Annotated in this window: 13 protein-coding genes; 4 read left to right on the plus strand and 9 right to left on the minus strand. The window is 65.4% G+C overall.

Going from position 1 to position 18590, the window contains the following annotated elements; genetic code table 11:
- The first annotated feature begins 5 nt into the window (after positions 1 to 5).
- A complete protein-coding gene (locus EC912_RS19505) occupies positions 6 to 698 on the plus strand; it encodes a UPF0149 family protein (RefSeq protein ID WP_132142391.1) in 693 nt (230 codons plus the stop codon).
- 705 nt (positions 699 to 1403) lie between these two features.
- Here the strand turns inward: EC912_RS19505 and EC912_RS06865 are convergent.
- A complete protein-coding gene (locus EC912_RS06865) occupies positions 1404 to 2834 on the minus strand; it encodes an OmpP1/FadL family transporter (RefSeq protein WP_132142392.1) in 1431 nt (476 codons plus the stop codon).
- A 226-nt stretch (positions 2835 to 3060) separates the two neighbouring features.
- On the opposite strand from EC912_RS06865, the gene EC912_RS06870 reads away from it, so the two are divergent.
- A complete protein-coding gene (locus tag EC912_RS06870) occupies positions 3061 to 3363 on the plus strand; it encodes a YcgL domain-containing protein (RefSeq protein ID WP_132142393.1) in 303 nt (100 codons plus the stop codon).
- 86 nt (positions 3364 to 3449) lie between these two features.
- On the plus strand, positions 3450 to 6887 hold the full coding sequence (locus EC912_RS06875; protein WP_132142394.1) for an ankyrin repeat domain-containing protein: 3438 nt from the start codon (positions 3450 to 3452) through the stop codon (positions 6885 to 6887).
- Positions 6888 to 6912: 25 nt separating this feature from the next.
- Here the strand turns inward: EC912_RS06875 and EC912_RS06880 are convergent, their stop codons facing one another.
- From EC912_RS06880 to EC912_RS06915, 8 genes are all read right to left on the minus strand, one after another.
- Entirely contained in the window at positions 6913 to 8721 is a 1809-nt protein-coding gene (locus tag EC912_RS06880) for a monovalent cation:proton antiporter-2 (CPA2) family protein (RefSeq protein WP_132142395.1), read from the minus strand.
- 138 nt (positions 8722 to 8859) lie between these two features.
- Positions 8860 to 9849 (minus strand): porphobilinogen synthase, encoded by a 990-nt coding sequence (gene hemB, locus EC912_RS06885; protein WP_132142396.1) that lies wholly within the window; start codon positions 9847 to 9849, stop codon positions 8860 to 8862.
- Between the two features lie 79 nt (positions 9850 to 9928).
- Positions 9929 to 10723, minus strand: a complete 795-nt coding sequence (locus EC912_RS06890; RefSeq protein WP_132142397.1) for a heme ABC transporter ATP-binding protein — start codon at positions 10721 to 10723, stop codon at positions 9929 to 9931.
- On the minus strand, positions 10720 to 11769 hold the full coding sequence (locus EC912_RS06895) for a FecCD family ABC transporter permease (protein WP_132142398.1): 1050 nt from the start codon (positions 11767 to 11769) through the stop codon (positions 10720 to 10722). Before EC912_RS06895 ends, EC912_RS06890 begins: the two co-directional genes overlap by 4 nt.
- The gene (locus tag EC912_RS06900) at positions 11766 to 12611 is read right to left on the minus strand and encodes a heme/hemin ABC transporter substrate-binding protein (RefSeq protein WP_132142399.1); all 846 of its coding nucleotides are present in this window, start codon (positions 12609 to 12611) and stop codon (positions 11766 to 11768) included. The genes EC912_RS06895 and EC912_RS06900 overlap by 4 nt, the downstream gene beginning before the upstream one ends.
- Entirely contained in the window at positions 12608 to 13681 is a 1074-nt protein-coding gene (locus EC912_RS06905; RefSeq protein WP_132142400.1) for a hemin-degrading factor, read from the minus strand. Before EC912_RS06905 ends, EC912_RS06900 begins: the two co-directional genes overlap by 4 nt.
- An 11-nt stretch (positions 13682 to 13692) precedes the next feature.
- Positions 13693 to 16002 carry a TonB-dependent hemoglobin/transferrin/lactoferrin family receptor gene (locus EC912_RS06910; RefSeq protein ID WP_165973528.1) on the minus strand — a complete coding sequence of 770 codons (2310 nt, stop codon included), beginning with the start codon at positions 16000 to 16002 and terminating at the stop codon, positions 13693 to 13695.
- A gap of 170 nt (positions 16003 to 16172) precedes the next feature.
- A complete protein-coding gene (locus EC912_RS06915; protein ID WP_132142402.1) occupies positions 16173 to 17264 on the minus strand; it encodes an ABC transporter ATP-binding protein in 1092 nt (363 codons plus the stop codon).
- A gap of 258 nt (positions 17265 to 17522) precedes the next feature.
- On the opposite strand from EC912_RS06915, the gene glk reads away from it, so the two are divergent.
- Complete coding sequence (glk, locus tag EC912_RS06920; RefSeq protein WP_132142403.1) at positions 17523 to 18539, plus strand: glucokinase; 1017 nt, start codon at positions 17523 to 17525, stop codon at positions 18537 to 18539.
- Positions 18540 to 18590 lie beyond the last annotated feature (51 nt).

Genomic DNA, 18590 nt, shown 5'->3' on the forward strand with positions numbered 1-18590 from the left:
CCGCAATGATGCTCGACGAAGACAAACTCGAACGCCTGGAAGCCCTGCTTACCGATACCAACCGATATTCGGTGGAAACCGTCGACGGCTTGTTCAGTGCTGCCATCGTCGGTCCGGGCAACGCGACGCTCGACGATTGCATCGCCTTGCTGGAAATAGGTGGCGCGCAGCCCTGGGCTTCCGAGCGCGACGAAGCCGAAGCGCACAAGCTGCTCGAAGCACTCTGGAAGATGATTGCGTGGCGCGTCGGCGCCGACCCGATCGATCTCGCCGACGAAGCACTGCCACTGGTCGACATGCCGATCGAGTTCGAGGAACTCGACGATGTCAGCACATACAAGGGCGATTTCCCCCTCGCCAGCGACTGGGCCATCGGTTTCCGTTTCGGCATCAACGAATGGACCGGCGCATGGTCCGAATGGCTGGATGACGATGTCAGCACGTTCTTCGGCATCGTGACCACGCTGTCGAGCGATCAGGCACCCGCCGGCGGAGACGAGGACGGCGCCAAGCCGCCCACCTTTACCGAACGCCTGCAACTGCTCAACGCTATTCCGCACTACCTCTCGACCTTCCATCGCCGACGCCTCGGCGAAGCCCACCCGGGCACCGTGCGACACGCGCAGGGCAAGACCGGGCGCAATGATCTGTGCCCCTGCGGCAGCGGCAAGAAATACAAGAAGTGCTGCGGGGCGTAGTGACGTAAGCGCTCTTTGTTTAAGGACCGCCGCTGGGTGGCTTGTGTTATCCGCGGCTTCGTCGGCTCACGCTCGTGCCTCGGGGAGGCCGTGACCGGGTTGGCCCTTGGGGCCTTCGGCGCCGTCCCTTCGGGAGCGGGCCGTAGCGCCGCTTTCGCTCCGTCAGTGGGTCATCGCGGCCCTCGGCTAAGGCGGCCCCAAGGGCCAACCCGGCCACGGCACCGAAGGTTGCGGTTTGTTATGGGCAGAGCGCGAGCCTGCGGGCGTGGCGGGCATGCGGTCATCACTGACCATGCATCGACGCGATGCTTTCCTCCACGTGACCGCAGCATCCGGAAGAGCCGTCGGCCACCACCCTCGACGCGACTTGCGCAACCGAGCGCGGCGGGCGGAAAAGGCCCGCAGGGGGCGGACCTGGACGGTCCGCCGTTTTTGCTGAGGCAGGGAGGCCGAATCAAAAACCCCCGCCCACAGCGCGGGCGCGACGGGGCGCAGCCATCAGACAAAAGCCGCAAAGCGGCTCTCCCTTCCCGAGCGACGGTGAAGCCGGAGCGTCGAGGGTGGTGGCCGACGGCTCTCCCCGAAACGTCACAGCGCGAAAGCGATGGCGAAGCCGAGCCGCCCCCGACAATGCGAGAAGAACCATAAAAAAAACCTCCCCGTCACCGGGGAGGTTTTTCATTCAGTACCGCGATTCCGGATGGATCAGAACGCGTACTTGGCCGAGACGCTGAGCAGGTTGCCCTTGTCGTCGTTCTCGCCGGTCAGGATGTCGTTCGTCGCGCTCTTCGCGCCAGCGATGTGCGCGCTGTTCACGAAGATATGGGCGAAGCCGGCATTGAGTTCGAAGTGCTCGGTAGCCTTGTAGCCAACACCGAACGAGATCCACTGGCGGGTCGAGTCCGGCACGCGCGGCGAGCGGGTGTCGTCGTACGTCGGGGTGCTGTCGATGGCCACACCGGCGCGAAGGGTCAGCTTGTCGTTGACGTAATACTCGCCACCGACGGAAGCGAACCAGCTGTTACGCCAGGCGTAGTTTTCGACGCTGGCCGGCTGCGACGGGTTGCCGTAGTTGACGCGCAGTTCCTTGAAGGAATCCCACTTCGTCCACGACAGGTCCATACCCAGACCGAACTTCTCGTCCTGGTGCCAGAAGCTGGCCGAGGCGATGGCCGGCGTGGTGAAACCCGCCGTACCGGTGGTGTGGGTGAACGGGGGCTGGCCCGAGCCCAGCAGTGCGCCGACGGCCGGGTTGGACAGCACCGCGCTGACGTTGGCCGGAACGGTGTAGTTGGCCGTGCCTTCCAGCGTGTGGGAGATCTTGGAGCGGTAGTTCAGCGAGAGGCGATCGTTCGGCGTGAGCTTCCACAGACCGCCGACCTGCCAGCCGTAGGCCCAGTCGTCACCCTTGATGCGGGCGGTACCGTCGCTGCCCGGCGGGACCACCGTCGCCCAGGTGCGGGCAAGCGCAGCGGCGTTCGCCGGCGGAAGCTTGCCCGACGCCGCGGCCTGCTGGATGAGGCCGAGGCCGACCGTATTGAAGTTGATCGCGCTGGTCAGTTCCGCGCTGGTCTTCTGCGCGATACCGCTGACGCCGACGGCGAAAGTGTCCGACACGTCGTACGACACCGAGAGCGTCGCGTCGAGGGACTTGAAGTCGGACTTGATGCCGTTGTAACGGCCCACCCAGTTCGAGTCGTATTCGGTCTTGAAGCCGAACGGCGCGGTGAAGCCGACGCCGACGTGCCACTTGTCGGCAAACTGCGTGGCGAAGTACATGGCGGGCACCGGAATCGTGGTGCCTGCGTCGCCGCCGTTGCCGCCCGAGATGGGACGACCCTGGGCGTCGTGCCCCGTGCCGGTGAACTTGGTGCTGAAGTTGACGCCCGTGACGTCGGCCTGGAAGACGTTGCCCTTGAGCAGCGTCATGCCAGCCGGGTTGTTCACGATGGTCGATGCATCGTCACCCGCGGTCGTGGAACCGGCAAAGGCGCGACCCAGCGCCTTGGCGCTGTTCTCTTTCAGCTGGAAAGCGCTCGCATTTGCTGCCTGCGGGGCGATCAGGGCACCGGCGATAGCGACGGTGAGGGCGGCGAGTACCAGCGGGCGGGTACGGCTGAGGAAAGTGGTCTGCATGCGGTATGGCTCCTTGCGTGCTCTTCGGGCTTGGCGTGACGACGCAGCGAAAAGATCACCGCATTCATACGCGCGTTTAACATCTTGGGGTGGAACTCTGATGGCATTGACATAAATTTTGCAAGTGCTGGTGCAACAAACCCCAAATATCGGTGTCGAACGCACACACATGCGCGCGGACCCGCTGGTAGCATGGAATGCCGAGCCGTCCGCGAGACCGAAGCCCATGCATTGTTTCGTCTACGCCAGTCAGCGCAAACCCGGCACGTACGTATGGCTCTCGCGTCGCGAGGGCTACGACCTGCTGCCCGAACCGCTCGCCCTGCTTTTGGGGGACCTTCGCTTCGTGCTGGAGGTCGAACTCACGCCCAATCGAAAGCTGCCGAACGAGGACACCGACCGCGTGCTCGACGCCCTCGGCAGGGACGGCTGGCATCTGCAGTCGCCGCCCAACGAAATGCTCAGCGTCGGCAACCAGCAGAACCACAATCGCGAGCTGAACATCGATGAGGACGTTGCCCGCGTTTAATCGCCGGCCGTTCATGTCGCCGATGTGCAACGGCGGTTAACACGACGTTACCGCGAAGGCCCCATACGCTACGTATACTGCGGCGCATGGCCAATCCCAAACGTCGTCGCCCGCCGCTGCACAAAGCGCTGCTCTGGTTCCTGCCCGCCCTCGCCGCCGTGGCGTGTGCCGGATTTTCCGCGCATCCGCTAGCGCTGATTCCGCTCTTGCTGGCCAATGCGCTGGCGATGGGCGCGATATGCCATGCCATAGGCTTCGACCCCGAAACGAGTTTCATCAGGACGATGCTGCGACGCGGCTCCGCCCATGTCGTGATGTTCACGGCGTATACGTTCGTGGTCTTCGTGCTGGTCGCATGGCCTTTGCTGAAACTCACGCAGGCACCCAGCCTTGGCGCCGCGTTGCTGCTGGCTGCCACGCTGGTGGTCGCGCTCGCTTCGTTGTGGCGGGTATGGCCCGCGTTCGGGCTGCTGTTCCTCTGGGACGACGCCTATCCGGAACACAGTGGCGAAGGCTCCTGGATCTTCACGGCCATCGCGCGCAGCGTCGCGTTCGGGCGACACCTTTCGGCGGAAGAGCGCTTCTTCTCGCACTTCATTCCCGCCGCGCTCGGCTTGCTGGTACTTGCCTTCTGCGCCGTCGCGCTCAGCGGACTCTACGGCGTACTCCCTTCGGAGATGCGCATCGCCGCGCTGGCGATTTACGGCGTTGTCCTGTTGCCGCTGGCCTGCATGGTCATTGCCAATCGCACCCTGCGCGCCCTGCTCTGCGATCGTCGCGGCCATATCCGCGGGCATGCCGCCACCGATAAACCACCGGCTTCCAAACCGGCACCGATCGCCGAACGCCCGCCTCTCGTACTGACGGCGGAAGAGATCCAGCCGGGCCAGCGCGAAGCGGAGCTGCTGGCCGCCGTGCGCGCCGGCGATATCGAACGCGCTATCGCACTCGTCGAAGCGGGCTCCGATCCGGATACCGCAGCGGAACCCGGCGATCGGGACCAGCGGCCGGTCCTTACGCTAGCCGCGCTGCTGCCCGATCCTCGCCTGCTGCGCTCGCTGATCGCGCGCGGGGCAGACGTCAATCGCGCGCAAGGTGGCGTCACGCCACTGCTCGCCGCGACGCGGGACAGCTGGCACGGTCGTCCGGACTCGGTGCTGACCCTGCTTGCGAATGGCGCGAATGCCGCCGGGACGGATGCCGAAGGCAATACGGCGCTGCATGGCGCGGTCCTCAGCGCGGAGCCTATCGTGGCAGCGATGCTGCTGGACGCGGGCGCTCCGGTGAGTGCGGTCAACGCCGCCGGTGCGACGCCGCTCGTGATCGCGTGTCGCGCGGCGAACTGGACGATCGCACGCTTCCTTCTCGAACACGGTGCACGTCCGGCTGTCGCCGATGCGGAGCCGGCCCTCGTCGCGGCCGCGGGTATCGCCGACGACGACGCGGAAGGCGTGAAGCTGCTGCTTCGGCACAAAGCGCCGGTGAATGCGACGGGCGCGCAGGGTCGCACCGCTTTGCTGGTCGCCGCGGGAGAAGGTCACGAACAGATCGTGCGCGCGCTATGCCTGGCCAACGCCGATCCGAATATCGCCGATCGCAACGGCACCACGCCGCTGATGGAAGCCGCGCGCGCCGGTGCGCACGGTATCGTCCAGTTGCTGGCCGAGGCGCAGGCGAATGCCCGTGCGCGGGACAGCCACGGACGCGATGCGCTCACGCTGGCCTGCCAGTCGTCGCGTGCGCAAGCGGCAACCATTCGCGCGCTTCTCGCCCTTGGCGCACAGCCGAAGGAAGCCGGCGGCGATGGACGCAGCGCACTGGACCATGCCGCCTCGACCGGCCGCTGGGACCTGGTCGCGCTACTGGACCCGGATACGCCGCTGCCGACATCTCTTAGCGAAGCGGTCATGCCCGAGGCGGGCGCCGATTCGCCGACCCATCTCCTCGATGCACTGCGTTTCGGTCACTGGGCCGTGGCGTCGACGTTCTCCGCACGCGTTCGCGAATGGCCGCAGGACGAACTCGCGGGACTGTATGTCGACCTCAGCGGCACGGGCCTGGATGCGGCGCGACGCTGGCTGCTGGACCACGGCCTGTCGGCCGAAGCGCGGCTGGCGCCGACCAGCCTGGACGACGACACGGCGCCGCAACTCGGTCGTCGCCTCTTCGATGCGCTGCTGACGCAGCTTCCCAATGCGGCCGACGCGCTGTTCCAGCTGATGCGCGCGGGCGCGACGCCAGCCGGTACGGGCCTGTTGGGACACGCCATCTGCCGGATGGAAGGCAACGACGACCGGCTGACGATGGCCATGCTCGAAGCGGGCGCCGATCCCTTCGGTGCGGACAGCCGCGGCCGCACGCCGGTGCATATGGCCGCCGCCACCGGCCGGGCCACTCTGCTGGGCGCGCTGCTCGCCCGCGGCACGAATCCGAATGCGCGCGATACCGGCGGCCGCACGCCGTTGCATGCCGCGCTCGAACAGGGCGACGACAGTCTTCCGCTGGTGCGGCTGCTGGTTTCCCACGGTGCCGATCCGGAAGCGACCGACGTCAATGGCGAGACGCCCTTTGGGCTCGGCATCGGCCACGGCGACGTCGAGCGCTGGCTGACCTGGCCGCAATGGCCGCTGCCGCGTCGCGCGCTGCGCGCCGACGATCTTCCGGTCGCCGCGGCGGCTGGCGATACCCACGCCATCGACCGGTTGCTGGAACTCGGATTCGCCGTCGACACGCGCGATCCCCAGGGCGCGACCGCGTTGTTGCGCGCCTGCGGCGCCGGTCAGCGCGACGTCGCCGCTCACCTGCTTGCCGCGGGTGCCGATGCCACGACCACCGCCGGCAGTGGCGTGACGCCGCTCGCCGCCGCGGTCAACGCGCGTCGCGACGGCATCGTCGATCTGCTGATCGAGCACAAGGTACCGGTGGACCAGCGCCTGCCCGGCGAGGCCACGGCACTGATGATCGCCGCCACGCTCGGCTATCCCGAGATCGTGGAGACACTGCTGGCCGCGGGCGCGGACAGCAATGCGGAAGATGCGCACGGACACACTGCGCTGCATGCCGCCGCACAGTATTGCTTCGGCGGCACGGACAGTCTGCGCGCGCGCCGGCTGCTGGACCTGCTGATCCGTCACGGCTCCGACGTGAATAAAGTCGACCGCGAAGGGAAGACGCCCCTGCTCCTGCTGCTGGGCGCACACATGCGGCCCGGCAGCGCGGCCGACGCCACGCATCTGGGCGCCTTGCTTCCGGCGATGCTGGATGCCGGTGCGCGCATCGAACATGCGGACCAGCGCGGCGTAAGCGCATTGCACGCGTGCGCCATGCATGCGCTGCTACCGCCTGCGCGCGTCCTGATGACGCGCGGTGCCGATCGCGGTGCGGCCGACGCCTTCGGACGGACGGCGGCCGATGTCGCGCGGCATCTTGGTTTCGTGGATATCGCGCACGAACTCGGCGCGCGTAACAACGCGATCCCCAGCGTGCGGCAGACGCTGCGCCAACCGGCGCAGCCTTCGGAGTAGTCGCTCACCTAAAAGGAAGCGCGCGTCAGGCTTTCCGTTCGCGCTCGCGCTCTTCCGCCGAGTCGGCCTCGAACAATTGCTGGAGGTCGACCAGGGCGTCCCTCGACGACTGAATCAACGCCGCTTCGTCGTCGTAGACGAGGTATTGCGAGCGCAGCAGCTGTTCGTCCTGCTTCTTGAAACGGTCGATGCGGTCCTGCGCGATCGACTCCGAAAAACCCAGTGACACGAGTACGTTCCGAGTCATCTTCAGGCTCGAATAGAAGGTCTCGCGCACCGGATCGTCGACGCCGATGTCCATCAGACGAAACGCGTGCTGACGGTTACGGGCGCGGGCCACAATCTTCAGGTGCGGGTACTGGCGCCGGACGAGACGCGCGGTACGGATGTTCGCCTCGGGGTCGTCGGTGGCGATGACGAAGACCTTGGCCTTGTCCGCCTGCGCGGCGCGCAACATTTCGGGACGGGCGGGATCGCCGAAGAACAGGGACGTGCCGCCGAAGCGCCGCGAGGTATCCACCTGTTCGACCGAACTCTCCAGCGCCACGAACTGGATGCCCTGCGCGCGCAGCAGACGGGCGACGATCTGACCCATGCGGCCGAAACCCGCAATGATGACCTGGGGGGTGTCGGCCTGGATTTCGTCGAACTCCCGGTCGGGTTTTTTCGCCTTCTCGTGAACCAGTTTCGACGCCGCGATCACCAGCACGGGCGTCAACGCCATCGACAGCGAAATCGCCATCACCATCAGGCCGCGCTGGCTATCGTTGATCAACCGGTTCTGCTGAGCCAGGTTCAGGATGACGAACGCGAATTCGCCGCCGCTGGCGAGAATGGCCGCGAGCCGGAGCGAGTCGCCGTTCGTAAGCGAGCCGACGATGCGGCCGAGCGGCCAGATCAGGATGGCCTTCACCGCCAGCAGCAGTCCCACCATGCCGAGGACCAGCAACGGTTTGGATGCCAGCAGCGCCAGATCGACGGACATGCCCACGCTGACGAAGAACAGGCCCAGCAGCAACCCCTTGAACGGCTCGATGTTCGATTCGAGTTCGTGGCGGTATTCGGAATCGGCCAGGAGCAGACCGGCGAGGAAAGCGCCGAGTGTCGTGGAGACCCCTGCAACCTCCATCAGCCACGCCGTACCCATGACGACGAGCAGCGCCGTAGCGGTGAACACCTCGGTGCTCTTGGCGCGCGCCACGAAGCGGAAGACATGACGCAACACCAGCCGGCCGCCGACGATCACGGCGACGATCACGCCCACGACCTTCAGCACGTTCATGATGTCCGGCCCGTGGGCATCGCGGGCGACGGCGCCCCCGAGCAGCGGCACGGCGGCGATAAGCGGGATAGCCGCCAGGTCCTGGAACAGCAGGATCGCGAACGCCTGACGGCCATAGGCGGAACCGGCCTCCTTGCGCTCGGCAAGGATCTGCAGGCCGAAGGCCGTCGACGAAAGAGCCAGACTGCCGCCGACGATAACCGCGGCCTTCCAGGTCAGGCCGAACAGGAGGTAGCCCATCGTGCCCAGCGCGATGGCGCAGACCGCGACCTGGAGCAGGCCGCTGCCGAATACGGCGCGCCGCATGACCCACAGGCGCGATGGCGAGAGTTCGAGGCCGATGACGAACAGCATCAGCACGACGCCGAAATCGGAGATCTCGGCAACGCCCGCCGTATCGCTGACCAGACCAAGCGCCGACGGTCCGATGACGACGCCGGCGAGCAGATACCCCAGCACCGCACCGAGCCGGAAGCGTTTGGTGAGCGGCACGGCGATGACCGTCGCGAGAAGGAAGACGACAGCGGTCTTCAAGAAATCATGGTTTTCCATGCACGCACTCCCTGACGATCGCCCGGGATTATGTCATGCAGGGATGGGTGGCGTTTTGCGAAAAACAGCTCTTTGACGCGGATGTTCAGCCGAAGCCGTGTAAGAGCGCGCTCAAGCGCGCTCTTACAAACAGGACAGTCAGCCTTTCAGCCAGCGTGCCACGTCGACCGCGAAATACGTCAGGATGGCATCGGCACCGGCGCGCTTCATCGCCAGCAGCGATTCCATGACCACCGCGCGCTCGTCGAGCCAGCCGTTCTGCGCGGCGGCCTTGATCATCGCGTACTCGCCACTGACCTGGTACACGAAGGTCGGCACACCGAAGGTGTCCTTCACGCGGCGGACGACATCCAGATACGGCAGGCCGGGTTTGACCATCACGGCATCGGCACCTTCCGCGATATCCAGCTCCACTTCGCGCAGCGCTTCGTCGCTGTTGCCCACGTCCATCTGGTAGGTGTGCTTGTTGCCCTTGCCCAGGTTGGCCGAGGAACCCACCGCATCGCGGAACGGGCCATAGAAGCTCGACGCGTACTTCGCCGAATAAGCCAGGATGCGGGTATGGATGTAGCCCTCGTCCTCCAGCGCCTCGCGAATGGCGCCGATACGGCCGTCCATCATGTCCGAGGGGGCGACGAAGTCCATGCCCGCCTCGGCCTGGGCCAGCGACATCTTGATCAGCGCCTCGACGGTCGGCTCGTTCATCACATAGCCGGTCTCGTCGATCAGGCCGTCCTGACCGTGCGTGGTGTAGGGGTCGAGGGCAACGTCGCCGATCAGGCCCAACTCGGGGAAACGCTCTTTCAGTGCCCGGGTGGCGCGCTGGAACAGTCCCTGCGGATTCCACGCCTCGCGGGCATCCTCGGTCTTCACCGATCCGTCGACGGACGGGAACAGTGCCAGCGCCGGAATGCCCAGATTCACGCATTCCTCGCCCAGCTTCAGCAGTTCGTCGATCGACAGCCGATCCACGCCCGGCATCGACGGCACCGGCTGGCGGACGCCCTCACCTTCCACCACGAATGCGACCATGATCAGGTCGGCGGTCGTCAGCACGTTCTCGCGCATGAGAGCGCGGGAGAAGGCATCGCGGCGCATACGGCGCATACGAACGGCGGGAAAGGTCATGGGGCGTGCCTCGATGGGGGAGCGATCCGCCCATTTTACCCCCGCCCCGCCATCCGCGTGGGCGACAGGGCGTCGCAGGCTAGCTGGGCACGATCGTCCAGCCGGTAGGGTCGTGGGCCCGGCGTTCCAGCGAAATGCCGTAGACCTCCGAGAGCATCGGGGGATCGAGGGCCGTCTCGGGCGTGCCCTGGCGCAGGATGCGGCCACAGGCGATCACGGCTATGTCGTCGGCGTAGCGCGCCGCGAGGTTCAGATCGTGCAGCACCGCGATCACGCCGAAGCCCGCCGCCGCCAGTTCGCGCGCGCGGCGAAGAATGAAGTGCTGGTGCGCGATGTCCAGTCCGGCCTCCGGTTCGTCCAGCATCAGCCAGGCGCCTTCGTCGGCGGCATCCCATATCTGGGCAAGCACTCGCGCCAGTTGCACGCGCTGCTGCTCGCCGCCGGAGAGTTCGAGGAAATTCCGTCCACGAAACGCCCAGGCATGCGCGGCGCGAAGCGCCGCGTCGACGATGGCGCGGTCGCGCGCTTCGTTCGGCGTATGCGGACTGCGGCCCAGTGAAACCACTTCTTCGACGGAAAAACCGAACGTCAGCTGGACGCGTTGCGAAAGCATGGCTCGCCGGCGCGCCAGGTCACGGGTCGGCCACGCACCCAGTGCCACGTCATCCAGCGTCACACTGCCCGCCGCTGGCGGCAACAGCCCGGAAAGCACGTTCAGCAAGCTGCTTTTGCCGGCACCGTTCGGGCCGACAAGTACCAGCACGCGACCCGGCCGGGCCACGAGGTTCGCTTCGGCAATGATCGTCCGTGCGCCTCGCACGACGTCCACGCCCCTGCAACGAAGCACGCCACGTTCCGCGTCCGGCTTAGTCATTGCACACCCTCGCCGACGCGATTGCGCAGCAGAAGCCAGAAAAAGAACGGACCGCCGACGATGGCCGTCAGCACACCGATCGGCAATTCGGCGGGAGCGACCACCGATCGCGCCAGCGTGTCCGCCGCCACCAGCAACGCTGCACCGCCGATCGCGGAGGCGGGAAGCAGCAGGCGATGATCGGGGCCCCAGACCATGCGCAGAAGATGCGGTACGACCAGCCCGACGAAGCCGACGACACCCGTCATGGCGACGGACGCACCCACCGCGAGAGCGACCAGCAGAATCAGCACGGGCTGAAGACGCTCTGGCCGGAAGCCGAGAAGCGATGCCTCGTTTTCGCCAAGCAACATGGCGTTCAATGCCCGCGCCACACGCGGAAGCAGAACCAGTGGAACGACGATCCATGGCGCGACCACGCCAAGCCGCATCCAGTCGGCACCGCCCAGGCTACCCAGCGACCAGAACGTCAGATCGCGTAGCTGGTTCTCGTTGGCGAGAAACGTGAGCAGTCCCACGCCGGCCATCGCGATGGCATTGATGGCGACACCCGCGAGCAGCAGGTTGGCGACACCCGGGCGCCTGCGCCCGATGCCATAGACGATACCGGTCGTGACGAGGCCGCCGACGAAGGCGCACGCCGCGATGACGAAACTGCTCGCACCGCTGTGCCCCGACCCGCCGAGCACGATGGCGGCGACGGCGCCCAGCGCCGCGCCGGCGGAAACACCGATCAATCCGGGGTCGGCGAGCGGATTGCGGAACAGGCCCTGCATGGTCGCGCCGCTGCTAGCCAGCGACGCACCCACGATGACGCCAAGCAACAGACGAGGCAGGCGCAGCATGAGAACAACGCGGTCGTCCCCGATAGCATCCGCGCCCGCGAACCAGCGGCCAATGGCACCGGCGACTTCGCGCGCCGGCACGTCCATGGCGCCCGTCGTCAGACTCCACAACGCCGTTCCCGAAAGCAGCAGGCCCAGCAGCGGCAGACTCCAGCGACGGCTTCCGTGCCGCGTAGCCCTCGGCAACGGAATCGCGTTCATGGCTTATATGCCGCCCATTGCGCCTGCAATGCCTGCGCCGTTTCTGCCGTGCGCGGACCGAAGCCGAGCAACGCCTGCCCGTCGACGAAAACGATGCGCCGCGCGCGGCCCGCGGGCGTCTGCGCGATGCCTGGCATCGCCAGCACACCGTCGACACCACCCACGTCTTCTTCGCGTTCGTGCATGAGCACGATGACGTCCGGCGCCAGTGCAACCATTGCTTCGGGCGACACCGCCTTGTAACCGGCGAACGAATCGATAGCGTTATGCCCACCCGCCAGCGCCAGTGCGCGATCCGCCGCGGTATCGCGACCGGCCGCCATCGGACTGCCGCTTCCCGTCGACATCAGGAAGATCGCGCGCGGATGACGCGGCATCGCCGCAACGGATTTCGCCAGCGCGGCGAAGCGCACATCCACATCGCGCGCCAGCGCGGCGGCTTCTGTCTCGCGACCGAGCACTTTGCCGATCGCGAGGATCTTCGCGGTGACGTCGGCCGGTGTCCGCGAGACCGGCAACAGCTCCATCCGCACGCCGGCATCGCGCAGCTGGGCGACCGCGGTCGCCGGACCGGCATCGTGCGTGGCAAGGATCAACTGCGGATGCAGGGAGAGCACACCCTCGGCACTCAGCTGACGCAAATAGCCGACTTTCGGCAGACGCGCCGCGGCATCCGGCCACTGGCTCGTCGTATCCGTCGCCAGGAGTCCGTCCTCGGCGTGCAACGCGTAGACGGTTTCGGTGATATCGCCACCCAGCGAGACGAAACGCGTCGCCGCCGACACCGTCGTTGCGGCCATCGACGCAACGACGAGACATGCCGCCAGCCACCGCCGGCTCACGACACACGCTCCAGACCGGCGAGCAGCGCGCGCCAGTCGTCGCGTTCTGGAACGCCGGGCTTGCGCTTGCCGAAGACCTGCGCGATCTGCGTACCGTCTTCCGCGTAAAGTTCCAGCGACGTAACGACGCCTTCGGGCACCGGCTTGCGCACCACCCACGATTCGACGATGCGCCCCTCGCGCAGATGCAGGTTGAAGCCTTCGTCCAGCACATTCAACCAGGGATCGGCGACCTTGATGTTCTTCACCGGCCCCGTGTGGATCTGCACGACACCCGGCGATCCGACGAAAATCATCAGCGGTACTTCGGTAGCCGCCGCGCCCTCGAGCATGCTCCGCATCGAGCCATTGTCGACGCGCTGCGCGAACTCGTCGCCGACCAGTCGCAGGGCTTGCGTGCGCGTGGTCTGGTGACGTTTCAGCAGAGCGAAGAAATCGTGGGGATCGCGCAGTGCACGCCAGCCGTCGCGCAGCGAGTCGACATTCACTTCGGCATCGGGCCGGCGCGAAGGCAGCGGATCGGCCACGTCGACCAGCTCAAGCAACGGCGACTGCACCGCCGCCGTATAACGATGCACCAACGCACGCCATGCCGAACGGTCGGTGCCTTCGGTGAGATAGACCTTGTGCACGGCACGCCCGTCGCCATCGAAGAACTGCAGACTTTCCAGTTCGCGACCGCGCGAGGTTTCGCGAACGGCGAAACCGAAGTGCCAGTGACGGAAGAACAACCGCAAGTCGATATCCTCCGCGAGCACGATACCCATACTGCCGCTGGCATCGACGTTGTCGTACTGCCCTTTCTTTTCGTGCACGCAGTAATCGTTGCGTGTGAGCACCATCACGCGGCCGAGCGACGGCAGGTCGCGGATCAGATCGGCGAACGTGCCCTCCAACCGGATGACGCCGTCGCCGCAGCGACTGGCGACAAGTTCGCCTTCGCTCACGCCCAGACGGGCGGCAACATCGCGGGCACGCAGCAGCGGCTCATCCTGGCGAAGGCGCAGCCAGCCCGTACGCAGACTGGGAATATCGACCGGAGTGGGTATGGCATTCGTGTTCTCGAGCATGGTTCGTCTCCTCAGAAGCTGTAACGGGCGGACACGTTGAACGACCGGCCCGGCATGGTCAGGCGCTCGATCTGGGCCGTGCGCTGCTGCGTATCGTCGACACCGCCACCGCTGGCAACGTTGGCGAGCACACCGCCGTGCAGGGCGCCCCAGTCCCAGTAGCGCCGGTCGGCGATGTTGCTGACGCCCGCGGCCAGTTCCACCGAGCCGATCGGCGTCCAGTGCGCGTAGAGATCGATCGTCGCGTAGCCCGGCGCCGAGAACAGCGACGTCGCGTCCAGACGATCTTTCCGGCGCACCGCCTTACCAATCAGTTCGACGCCCCACGCTTTTGCGTCATAGGAAATACCGAGCACGGCCGATGCCGGATCGACGCTGTTGAGCGGCGATGTGCCGGTCTGGCCGATGACCGTCTTGTCGCCGCGCGCGGCACTGAGGCTGCCTTCGAGTTTCCAGCCGGCAAGCGAGCTATTGAGCGCACCCAGGTTGAGTCCCGCCGTCGCTTCCGCGCCCTTGATCGTCGCCTTGGGGAAGTTGACCGCCTGCATCACGATCAACAGGTTCTGATCGAGGGCCCATTGCGGCCACTGCGAACGATCGAGCGTGTAACCGCCGAAGATGAAGTTCTTGTACCGGTTGTAATAGACGTTGGCGGTGAAGTAACCGAGTTCGCCCGTACCGCGCACACCCAGTTCGATGCCCTTGCTGGTTTCGGGTTTCAGACCGGGATTCGGGATGATGCCGTACGCACGCGGCGTACCCCACGCGACAGCCAGCTCGCTGTACAGCGGCGGCCGGAATCCCTGCGAATACTGCGCGTACGCACTGATCGCATCCGTCACGGCATACTCGACGCCAAGCTTGGGCGACACACGACTCTTCTTTACGTCGGTCAGGCCGCTCTGCACGAACGAGCTCTTGTAGTAGCTGTCGTTCTCGTCCGGCTTGAAGGAGTAGCGATCGACGCGCACGCCCGGCGTCACGCGCAGGCGTCCGTTGAGGAACGACATCTCGTCCTGAGCGAACACGGCATAACGGTCCGTGTCGTTCTTCGGGAAGAAACGCAGCGGATAGTTTTCCGGCATGTACGGCGTATTGCTGGAAACGACGCCCGTACGCGTATCGCGTCCCTGACCACCCAGCTGGCCCGTGGGGGTCGTACGCGACACTTCGATACCGTAGGCGATGCGATGTTCGACGGCATCGCCGGTCACCGACTTGAACAGCGTGGCCTTGCCGCCGAAGAGACGCTCGTCGAGGTTGCTCAGATACAGGCGATCGTAGGTCGCTCCGCGCGACGGCACGTTTGCCAGCGTATGGGTGGTCGACTCGGTTTCGGTCTTTTGCCAGTACACATTCCATTCGATGCGATCGACCAGCGTCGTATCGAGATTGGCGTAGCGCTGTTCGAACGAACCGCGGATACGCGACGACGTGTCTTCGGCGCGGTCGTCCAGCAGGCGAGTAGTGCCGGTCGCCTGATTCATCGCGCTGTAGATATGCGTGTTCACCTTATTACGGAACACATCGACCGTGACGCGATCTTCGCGACCCGAGTCGGCGGTATGCACGTACTTTCCAAGCACGCTGTTCGTCGTCGACGACATCGGATCGGGCCGCGTGCGCAGATAATTCGTCGTGTCTACGTCGCCTTTGTTGTTCGTCGCACTGGCTTCGCGATGGTTTGCGACGAAGACGATACCGTTGCGCTTATCGCCGCCGGCCAGCGTAAGCGACGTGCCCAGGCCGCGATCCGCGCTGCTGTACTGCTCTTTCACCGAAACATAAGTATCGCGTCCGTCGCGCAGGTAATCGGCGGGATCGCGTGTCACGTAACGAACGGTGCCACCCAACGCATCGGAAGGATCGAGAGCGGAGGCCGGACCACGCGCTATCTCGACGCTTTTCACCGAATCGAGATCGATGAAGTCGCGGCCCGCACGCATACCGGTGGTGGAGAAGCCGAACGAATTCGCCGTGGCGACGCCGTCGGTCTGGATGTTGACGCGATTGCCGTCCAGACCGCGGATGCTGAAGCTGTCCAGGCCCCATCGTCCCGCGGCACCGATAGCCGACACGCCCGGCTCGTAACGCACCAGGTCGCGGATATCGACCACCAGATGGCGATCCATCGTTTCCCGGTCGATAACCGATACCGTGGCGGGCACGTCGAAACGGAACGCCGAACCGATGGCGGTGACCGTGATGCGCGGCAACTGCTGCGTATCGTCGGTGGAAGGCGCCGTATCCGCGGCGTACGCGGACGGGGAGCCGCCGAGCACCGCGCACACAAGCGCGGCCAGTGTGGTTTTCTGGAGCACAGGAAGTCCTTCGCAATCGTGCCTTTGCACGAATCGGGGGGCTTGCGAAGGAGGCCTGGCCTCCGGCTGGCGACCGGGGTTGATGGGTAGGAAAGAAGATCGCAGAAAGGCGTCTTCTTCACATGGTATTGAGAATCATTCCTATTTACAACACATGGCGCCCATGTTTCTCAAATGTCGATGCGACACGTTGTTTCGGGATCGAAGAAATGCAGCCGCTCGGCGGCGAAGCCCAGCGCCACATCGGTACCCGGCTGCACGACGGAATGCGGCGGCGCGCGCGACACGATTTCGCCACCGGCGTAACGCATGTTGAGGAAGATTTCGTTGCCGACGGGCTCGACGACTTCCAGGTGCGCGTGCAGTCGCGTTGCCACGCCGTTCGCTTCGGCAAGTTGCAGATCTTCCGGACGCACGCCGACGATGACCGGCTTGTCGACGTACGCGGCAAGCGCGTCGGACGTCACGCCCAGCGACACCGTGCCTTCGGCCATCTGCAAACTCAGGCCATCGGCACGACGAAGCGTGCCGTGGAAAAGATTCATCGCGGGACTGCCGAGGAAGCCCGCAACGAAAAGATTCACCGGCTTGTTGTAGAGATTCATCGGTGTGTCGAGCTGCTGGATCACGCCGCCATTGAGCACCACGATGCGCTGACCGAGCGTCATCGCTTCGATCTGGTCGTGCGTGACGTAGATCATGGTGGCGCCGACACGACGATGGATGCGCGCGATTTCGACGCGCGTCGAAAGACGCAGCTTCGCGTCCAGGTTGGAAAGCGGCTCGTCCAGCAGGAAAACCGCCGGATCGCGCACCATGGCACGCCCCAGCGCCACGCGCTGACGCTGTCCGCCCGACAGCGCGGCGGGCTTGGAAGACAGGCGTTCGTTGAGACCGAGCATGTCGGACGCTTCGGCGACGCGACGATCGATTTCTTCTTTCGGCTGGCCACGCAGACGCAGACCGAAGCCGAGGTTTTCCTGCACCGTCATGTGCGGATACAGGGCGTAATTCTGGAACACCATCGCGATGTCGCGATCCTTCGGTGCCACGTCGTTGACGACGCGGTCCCCGATCCACAGTTCGCCGCCCGAAATGGATTCCAGGCCGGCGATCATGCGCAGCAACGTCGTCTTGCCGCAGCCGGAAGGACCGACGAGGACCAGCAACTCGCCATCGGCGATGTCGAAACTGGCTTCGGCGACGGCAACGTGCCCGTTCGGGTAAACCTTGCGTACCTTATCGAGCCGAACACCAGCCATCTTCTTCTCCGTAGACGCCCGCACCGCGTAACGCCGCATCATCGTAAAACCCGTAACCGGCGCGGCATGGGAGCCTGCACTTTGTCGGGACAATCCGGTATTCTGCCGATGTAATCGTTTACGTCCAAGTGTAGGCTCCAGCGATGGGACTCGAAGCGGTCCACCGACCGTCCAGGGCGCGCCACCGGAATTGTCACTAGACGTCAGGCCCCGCCCAAGGCACCCTTGCGGGCTCAGTGACATGACAGGTTCTCGATAATGGTCAACGGTAGCGCTTCGGCGAAGACCCTGCTCGCCGATCTCGGCGGCACCAATGTTCGCTTCGGCATAGCGGACCCATCCCTTGAGCAGCCCCTGCTCCTGGATACCGTCAAGCGTTACCGCGTGAAGGATTACGAGTCGCTTACCCACGCGGCACGTGAATATTTCAAGGAAACCGGCCATAACGCCGATCGCGCGATCATCGCTGCGGCCGGTCGTATCGACGATGGCGAGACCGTGAAGGTCACGAACAACCCCTGGGCGATTTCGGCGAAGAAAACCGCCGCCGAGCTCGATCTCGAGTGGGTACATCTGGTCAACGACTTCGCGGCGCAGAGCATGGCCGTGATGCTGCTTAAGGGCAACGACCTGGTTCAGGTCGGCGCGCCGCCCCTGCCGAAAATTGGCAGCGACGAGGAACAGACGTTCGTCGTGGTGGGCCCGGGTACGGGTCTCGGCGTCGGCGGCCTGCTGATCCGCGGCGAAAAAGTCAGCGTGCTGCAGACCGAAGGCGGTCATGCCGGTTTCGCCGCGCATACGGCCGAGGACATCGAAATCCTCAAGGTGCTGAATCTGCGCTACGGCCGCGTGTCGAACGAGCGCCTGATCTGCGGCGCCGGACTCGTCAACCTGTACAGCGCGATCTGCGAAATCGCGGGCCAGAAGGCCGAAGATCTGACGCCTGAAGACGTCACCGACCGCGCCAAGGCCGACACCTGTCCGATGTGCGTACGCGCCGTCGAAACGTTCGCCGGTATCTTCGGCAGCGTCGCCGGCGATCTGGTGCTGACTCTCGGTGCGTGGAACGGCGTTTATCTCACCGGCGGCATGATCCCGATCCTGCTGCCGTGGCTGGAACGCGGTCACTTCCGCGAACGCTTCGAAGCCAAGGGCCGCTTCCGCGACACCATGGAAAAAGTACCCACCCAGGCCATCATGAATCCGGAACCGGGCCTCGTCGGCGGCGCCGCGCTCGCGGTCGTCGAATCGGGGCGTTCGCTGCTTAAGCGCTGATGGCCGGGCTTTCCGCGACGCTCTCTGTGGGAGCGCGCCTGCGCGCGAAAG

Source organism: Luteibacter rhizovicinus (assembly GCF_004342265.1).
GTDB lineage: Bacteria > Pseudomonadota > Gammaproteobacteria > Xanthomonadales > Rhodanobacteraceae > Luteibacter > Luteibacter rhizovicinus_B.

What these genes read in the sequence shown, in the direction of transcription:
- EC912_RS19505 (WP_132142391.1), top strand. Translation starts at nt 6, where the DNA reads ATGATGCTCGACGAAGACAAACTCGAACGCCTGGAAGCCCTGCTTACC.
- EC912_RS06865 (WP_132142392.1), bottom strand. Translation starts at nt 2,834, where the DNA reads ATGCAGACCACTTTCCTCAGCCGTACCCGCCCGCTGGTACTCGCCGCC.
- EC912_RS06870 (WP_132142393.1), top strand. Translation starts at nt 3,061, where the DNA reads ATGCATTGTTTCGTCTACGCCAGTCAGCGCAAACCCGGCACGTACGTA.
- EC912_RS06875 (WP_132142394.1), top strand. Translation starts at nt 3,450, where the DNA reads ATGGCCAATCCCAAACGTCGTCGCCCGCCGCTGCACAAAGCGCTGCTC.
- EC912_RS06880 (WP_132142395.1), bottom strand. Translation starts at nt 8,721, where the DNA reads ATGGAAAACCATGATTTCTTGAAGACCGCTGTCGTCTTCCTTCTCGCG.
- hemB (WP_132142396.1), bottom strand. Translation starts at nt 9,849, where the DNA reads ATGACCTTTCCCGCCGTTCGTATGCGCCGTATGCGCCGCGATGCCTTC.
- EC912_RS06890 (WP_132142397.1), bottom strand. Translation starts at nt 10,723, where the DNA reads ATGACTAAGCCGGACGCGGAACGTGGCGTGCTTCGTTGCAGGGGCGTG.
- EC912_RS06895 (WP_132142398.1), bottom strand. Translation starts at nt 11,769, where the DNA reads ATGAACGCGATTCCGTTGCCGAGGGCTACGCGGCACGGAAGCCGTCGC.
- EC912_RS06905 (WP_132142400.1), bottom strand. Translation starts at nt 13,681, where the DNA reads ATGCTCGAGAACACGAATGCCATACCCACTCCGGTCGATATTCCCAGT.
- EC912_RS06915 (WP_132142402.1), bottom strand. Translation starts at nt 17,264, where the DNA reads ATGGCTGGTGTTCGGCTCGATAAGGTACGCAAGGTTTACCCGAACGGG.
- glk (WP_132142403.1), top strand. Translation starts at nt 17,523, where the DNA reads ATGGTCAACGGTAGCGCTTCGGCGAAGACCCTGCTCGCCGATCTCGGC.